The organism is Caballeronia sp. M23-90, assembly GCF_053574605.1.
In genome coordinates, this window is record NZ_JBSIPA010000451.1 from 1 (window position 1) to 5,215 (window position 5,215).

Consider the following 5,215-nt stretch of genomic DNA (forward strand, 5'->3'; position numbering starts at 1 on the left):
GTGGAAACCTTGTTCTATTTGCCGTGGAATCGGCATTAACTTTGCCGTGGAATCGGCATTAACTTTGCCGTGGAATTCGTGATTTTTTTCCCGTGGAATCCTTGTTCGCGATGGCGTGGAATACGCAAGGTCGACACCGTCGAGCAGCCAGTGCAACTGTTCCACCGTCAGCTCAAGAACTGCCGCCTCGCGGGGCCATGCAAAGCGGTCTGCCTCTAACCGTTTGATCAATAGCCAGAAGCCCGTTCGGTTCCACAGCATGAGCTTTACATGGTCGCGCCGCTTGTTGGTAAAGGCATAAACCGCGGGAGCGAACGGGTCGAGTTTCAATGCTTGCTCGACCAATGCAACCAACCCGTTAATCCCTTTACGACCGTCGATGGCGTCGCGGTGAAGGAAGACCTTCAAGCCTTCGTCGAATCGAAACATGGCAAGGTACTCAGCGTGGCTAGTAGTGACAGCAACTGATCGTCTCGGGCATCATCGAATCCAGCCTTGATGCCGTTGGGAAATCGAACCTCCAAGCGAGGTGCAGTCTCCCTTGGCTGGGCCTGAGTTGGAATCACGGGTATGAAAGCCGCTGCCGCCGGGTTCAAAGTCTTAGCCACCGGCACGATCCCGGTGCTCGCCCGCCGTTTTTTATCAGCCGTAACCCACGTACGCAACAAGTTTGCGTTTAATCCGTGGTCCAGCGCGAGACGTGCGACGGACACGCCCGGCACCTTGCAGGCCTCGATCAGTTCTCGCTTGGCTTTCGGGTCGTACACGCATCGACCGTCCTGCTTGCGGCCTACAATAAGCCGCGCTTTTAACTCTGAGGTGATGTCAGTCATAGATGTCCACGTTGATTTACGTGGACATATGGTCGCCACTGTGAGGCGCTTCCGCTAGACGCTGACAACGGACCGCTTACCATCGTTCCGCGTCAACCACTTGTCTTTGTCGTCTTCATCGTGTTCCAGCGATGGTCGCAGTGGCGGCAACGGTGGAAAACGTTGTACGCCCGATGCACAACTTGGACTTGCTCCTGTCGCTCGACGGTCTTAAACACTTGACCGGTGCTGTCTTTATGCTTGTCCTGCCGCGTAACGGTTTCGAAGCCGTATTGTTCATCTACCAGGTCGCGACCTAATTCTTGTTTCGCGAATAGCTTCCCGCACTTCGAACATTTTGTACGGAAAATGAGAAAGGTCACGATTGCAGCGATGACACCGCACGCTTTTACGTCGGACCAGAAGTCGGACTTACCTTCGCTGGCCGTAGGAACGGATGCCGCATCGCCGCCCGGCGATGTGCCTGTGGTCTGTTCAACTGCTGTCGTGCTGGCCGTCTGTGGTGTCGTTGGAGCAGTGTTTGCGTCGGTAACTTGGCTGGCTTCGACGGGCGTTGCACTGATTGGCGATGGCGCTTGTGGATCGACGAGGGAGTCTCGACGAGGGCTGTCGCCATTCGACGGCGACGCAGCCTGCGGATTCAGTGCTGCGTCAGCAGTAGCTGTTGCTTGCGCCACTGCGTTAGCATCGCCGATGGTTGGCACCGTCGATCCTTCGGATGCTGGTCGGTCATCCGGCATGCTCGATAGCTGGTCAAGGCGGCCAATATAGGCAGCCCTCAAACAGTCTGCATCGCCACACTGGTTCCGTTTCGCCAACCATTCCCTCTGGCCTGCCTGAGCACCCGAATCTTGCCTTAACGCACGTTGATACGACTCAGCCAAATTTTCGTCATCGAGCGAGAGGTCCGGTGTGGAACATATCATTTTCTCAACATCGGTTGTTGCGCTAAGGCAATCGAAACTCGCAGGAAATGCATACACGGGCATACAGGCTATCAAGCCGACAGCAATCAATCTCGTTACTGACATATCGCTACTTCCTTTCGAAACCGTTAAAAGATCTTCTATCGAAGCATCCAGCACTCGACGCCCGGTCGGTACGTTGCCTACTCGACCGTTAACGTCCCGCCGAAAAAGTTCTTTACAAGAATTCGGTGCGTTCCGCGAAAACGTCGCGGTCCGGACATGAAGCGCCCGTGGGTTACATCATCGGGCAGGGAACGTGGGAAGCCGTCAGAACGCCGGTGAACACCGGGTGTCGTCCATTCCCCAGGGGTCTAGTAACCGCCTATGGAAGCACCGTCAGCATTCGTTGGTTCTCAGTGCATCGGTGTGTACAGTACGGCGGTGTCGTCACGTTGGCGAACGGCGAGCTGCGTCCATAGGGTTCAAATACGATACAGATTGGTACGCAACTGAATATCTTTGGCCGAATTCAAAAATTTTTAGAAATACCTAAAGTATCTCGCTCGTTTGACGATATTCCAGTAGCTGCATCGTGCACATGACGGTCCCGAGCACTTGGCGGCGACGGGCGAAGCTGTGTAAAGGGTTGAATGTGTGTAACTTGGAAAACTGAATGAATTTCTGTAGACATTGCGCGAAGTCGATTCATGAGACGGCAATTTCCTGCCCCCAATGCGGAGGTGTTCAAAATGCAACTCCAACAGAAGTTACGCAATCGTCAGCCGGAAAGCTATGGATGTCCATCACGTCGCTTGTCACCGGAATCCTTTCATTCTGCACCCTGTTTGCTGACTCCGGTTGGGATAAAGACACCTTAGCGGGAGTGTTTTTTTTGTTCATCATTCCGGCCTTGGTCTTCGGAACGCTGACGATTAGCCAGAAAAAAGCCGGTAAAGGGATGGCAATCGCTGGCATCGCCTTATCGGTTATGACGGCGGTGTGCCTGCTAGGCATATCAAATCAAACGTATAAATAATCCACACGTCAGGAAGGAGAGAAAAATGGATATGGTTTTCTGTCATGGCTGCGCTAAAGAACTCCACAAGTCTGCGCCTAGCTGCCCCGGTTGCGGCGCCCCACAGGCGGCGCACAGCCCACACGCAGGTTCAACAACTCAACGGTCAGAAAATTGGTATTTGGAGCCATTAAAGAAATACGCAACGTTCAGTGGGCGTGCGCGGCGCAAAGAGTACTGGTATTTTGTACTTTTCAGCACGATCATCACGGTGGTCTTGGCGATAGTCAGCAGTTTGATGGATATAAAAGACGTGCTAAATGGCCTTTACAATCTGGCGGTCTTGCTCCCAACGATCGCAGTGGGAGTAAGGCGCATGCACGACACTGGTCGTAGCGGTTGGTGGATTCTTCTTCCGATCGTAAATATTATATTTCTCGCTCAGGACGGTCAGTCTGGCGATAATAAGTATGGCCCAGATCCCAAAAAAACAGCCTAACGCCACCGTAGATTGAGTTATTTTGAACGGTAGAAAAGCCCGCAATGCTCAAAACATTGGGGCTTTTTGATCTTGGCGCCGACCAATTTCTACAGTTCCCGACGCATGCGCCGCATGAGTCGCGAATCAACGATGACGGCAAGGTTATTTCAGCCCATCCGTGAACGCAGTGAGGATGGTCTTATTCGGGCTTTTGAACAGCGCGAAGATGTTGTCCACGTTGGCGGTCGAAACCGCCTTGACCCTCGTGTCTTTGCCAGATGGCGACAGCGTTACTGTCAGTGAACCCCACGTCATGAACTTCTTATAATTCGCTTCGATCTGATAGATGTTCGCGTTCTGGGTTACTTTCGTAAATCCGGCTGACTTCAGCGACGTAACGCACTTCGACAGCCATTCGCTGCGGTTGCCCGTCACGACAAGCTCTTCTTCCATAGACTTTCTGATACCCATTGCTTTCCCCGGTTGAGTTTGTTATTGGATGTGATCCGTTGCTAATCGAAAGGTCGCGGCAACAGTTGACGCCGCTTAACCGACGCATTGCAACTCTGTTAAAGACGGGCGTATTTTGAGACGTTACCGTCAACTTCTATCGTTTATTCTCTTGTACATCGCGACTCGATAAGTAGAACAGTCGTATTCGCTGCCCTCGTTACGGCCACGAATGACCCGCATGTCAAAACCGATCTCCATCTCGATTTTGCACTTTTTTACGACGTTCTTTGTAATTTTAGTTCGCAAGACCTCGTCGTAGACTGCTGTCGTTCCCACTTGTTCGTTTACCTCCCATGCGACCACGCGATGCCCTACGATTTCCCTGTCGGACGTTGGGTACCCTAATGCATCAATGGCGTAGTCAATGGGCTTGCCTACCATTCTGCGTACCGCACCTGCGGTTGTCTGCTGCGGAGGAGTCGCGCAGCCGGCCACCAGAATGCCCAGTACCAGCCCGGTCCCAATCACACGAAGCGTCATTCCAGTCCTCTTATTTGAGCCAAGGACTGTATAACGGCATAGCTTTGGGATTCTTAAAAAGTCTGCCTTTTTTGAGAATGCGAGCGTACCTCAAGCAGGTTGGAAAACGATCAGATAGTTGTCGCCATCAAATTCGCGAACCTTACCAACAACCTCTCGCCATAAATGAAATTTCTTGCGGATCGTGCTGCCGTCTTTGCCGTCGTCAACCAATGACGCACCATCCGCTGTGGCGACAACGGCGCGGAGCGGAATGTTGACTTCAAAGGCCTGTCGCAGGTGTTCCGCAAACAACTTATGGCCCAGATGGTTCTTACCCGACCGTGTCACGGCAACTCGATAAGCAAAAGCATCCAAACTCCGGTCCCTCTTGATCTTGTGTTGCCACAGGCTGACGACAAGGTCTCCGTTTTCGGCAATCGCGCTAAAAGCCCATTTCGGGTTAATTGGTGCGCTTCGTAACCGCGAAATGCTTCCGTGAAGTTCATTCCTATCTTCCCCCTGGAAATCTGGCATTGATGAGAAAACCGCCGATAGGCGGCGGTTCCTAAAACCAGGTGGTGTTCGTCAATTGAAATTGAGCTATCACATCGCGGACAACGTCTGGATGCGTGTGGCAGTCACATTGAGCAAGCACGCCGCGTCATCACATGCATTCCGTACCTTTATCCAGTCGCGCTGGTCCTGTTTCAGCGTCATTTGGTCTGTCGGTTTCAACGCTGCTGTGCGATAGGCCGCCGTAAGTTGGCGATCCGCATCTGCCGTTTGTGGACTTGAACATATCAAATGTTCAATCTTGGATGAAGCTTTCGAGCAGTCAAACGATGCAACTATTGCAGACTGCGGCGGCGCCGTTTCGGGGGCTGACCAAGATCCGGTCAAATTGCTATCATAAGCCTCGTAGTTATGATAACGCTTCGACTTATTCGATTGAGGTATAAAGCGTTCCGGCAGTGATTGGTTGCCCGAACTTCCGGAAGGTTTG

9 protein-coding genes are annotated in these 5,215 nt (G+C 52.5%); 2 read left to right on the forward strand and 7 right to left on the reverse strand.

What is annotated here, in order from left to right; translation table 11 throughout:
- The 3 genes from tnpB to ACRXB1_RS29625 all read right to left on the reverse strand — a co-directional run.
- A partial coding sequence (tnpB, locus tag ACRXB1_RS29615; RefSeq protein WP_449494055.1) for an IS66 family insertion sequence element accessory protein TnpB occupies window positions 1-429 on the reverse strand: 429 nt, incomplete at its 3' end.
- The gene (locus ACRXB1_RS29620) at window positions 405-833 is read right to left on the reverse strand and encodes a transposase (protein WP_449494056.1); all 429 of its coding nucleotides are present in this window, start codon (window positions 831-833) and stop codon (window positions 405-407) included. The genes ACRXB1_RS29620 and tnpB, both read right to left, overlap by 25 nt.
- Before the next feature lie 92 nt (window positions 834-925).
- Window positions 926-1,864 (reverse strand): lysozyme inhibitor LprI family protein, encoded by a 939-nt coding sequence (locus tag ACRXB1_RS29625; protein WP_449494057.1) that lies wholly within the window; start codon window positions 1,862-1,864, stop codon window positions 926-928.
- Between the two features lie 673 nt (window positions 1,865-2,537).
- Here ACRXB1_RS29625 and ACRXB1_RS29630 point away from each other — a divergent pair.
- Both ACRXB1_RS29630 and ACRXB1_RS29635 read left to right on the forward strand, forming a co-directional pair.
- On the forward strand, window positions 2,538-2,777 hold the full coding sequence (locus ACRXB1_RS29630) for a hypothetical protein (protein ID WP_449494058.1): 240 nt from the start codon (window positions 2,538-2,540) through the stop codon (window positions 2,775-2,777).
- Window positions 2,778-2,802: 25 nt separating this feature from the next.
- On the forward strand, window positions 2,803-3,255 hold the full coding sequence (locus ACRXB1_RS29635) for a DUF805 domain-containing protein (RefSeq protein WP_449494059.1): 453 nt from the start codon (window positions 2,803-2,805) through the stop codon (window positions 3,253-3,255).
- Window positions 3,256-3,399: 144 nt separating this feature from the next.
- Here ACRXB1_RS29635 and ACRXB1_RS29640 read toward each other — a convergent pair whose 3' ends face one another.
- The 4 genes from ACRXB1_RS29640 to ACRXB1_RS29655 all read right to left on the reverse strand — a co-directional run.
- Window positions 3,400-3,708 carry a hypothetical protein gene (locus tag ACRXB1_RS29640; RefSeq protein ID WP_449494060.1) on the reverse strand — a complete coding sequence of 103 codons (309 nt, stop codon included), beginning with the start codon at window positions 3,706-3,708 and terminating at the stop codon, window positions 3,400-3,402.
- 129 nt (window positions 3,709-3,837) lie between these two features.
- A complete protein-coding gene (locus ACRXB1_RS29645; protein ID WP_449494061.1) occupies window positions 3,838-4,230 on the reverse strand; it encodes a hypothetical protein in 393 nt (130 codons plus the stop codon).
- A 90-nt stretch (window positions 4,231-4,320) separates the two neighbouring features.
- Complete coding sequence (locus ACRXB1_RS29650) at window positions 4,321-4,746, reverse strand: hypothetical protein (RefSeq protein ID WP_449494062.1); 426 nt, start codon at window positions 4,744-4,746, stop codon at window positions 4,321-4,323.
- Between the two features lie 69 nt (window positions 4,747-4,815).
- Window positions 4,816-5,215, reverse strand: a 400-nt coding sequence (locus ACRXB1_RS29655; protein WP_449494063.1) for a lysozyme inhibitor LprI family protein, incomplete at its 5' end; no start/stop codon positions are given.

Bases quoted from the DNA above. Each gene is read 5' to 3' on its own strand.
- ACRXB1_RS29620 (WP_449494056.1), bottom strand. From the start codon at position 833: ATGACTGACATCACCTCAGAGTTAAAAGCGCGGCTTATTGTAGGCCGC.
- ACRXB1_RS29625 (WP_449494057.1), bottom strand. From the start codon at position 1,864: ATGTCAGTAACGAGATTGATTGCTGTCGGCTTGATAGCCTGTATGCCC.
- ACRXB1_RS29630 (WP_449494058.1), top strand. From the start codon at position 2,538: ATGTCCATCACGTCGCTTGTCACCGGAATCCTTTCATTCTGCACCCTG.
- ACRXB1_RS29635 (WP_449494059.1), top strand. From the start codon at position 2,803: ATGGATATGGTTTTCTGTCATGGCTGCGCTAAAGAACTCCACAAGTCT.
- ACRXB1_RS29640 (WP_449494060.1), bottom strand. From the start codon at position 3,708: ATGGGTATCAGAAAGTCTATGGAAGAAGAGCTTGTCGTGACGGGCAAC.
- ACRXB1_RS29645 (WP_449494061.1), bottom strand. From the start codon at position 4,230: ATGACGCTTCGTGTGATTGGGACCGGGCTGGTACTGGGCATTCTGGTG.
- ACRXB1_RS29650 (WP_449494062.1), bottom strand. From the start codon at position 4,746: ATGCCAGATTTCCAGGGGGAAGATAGGAATGAACTTCACGGAAGCATT.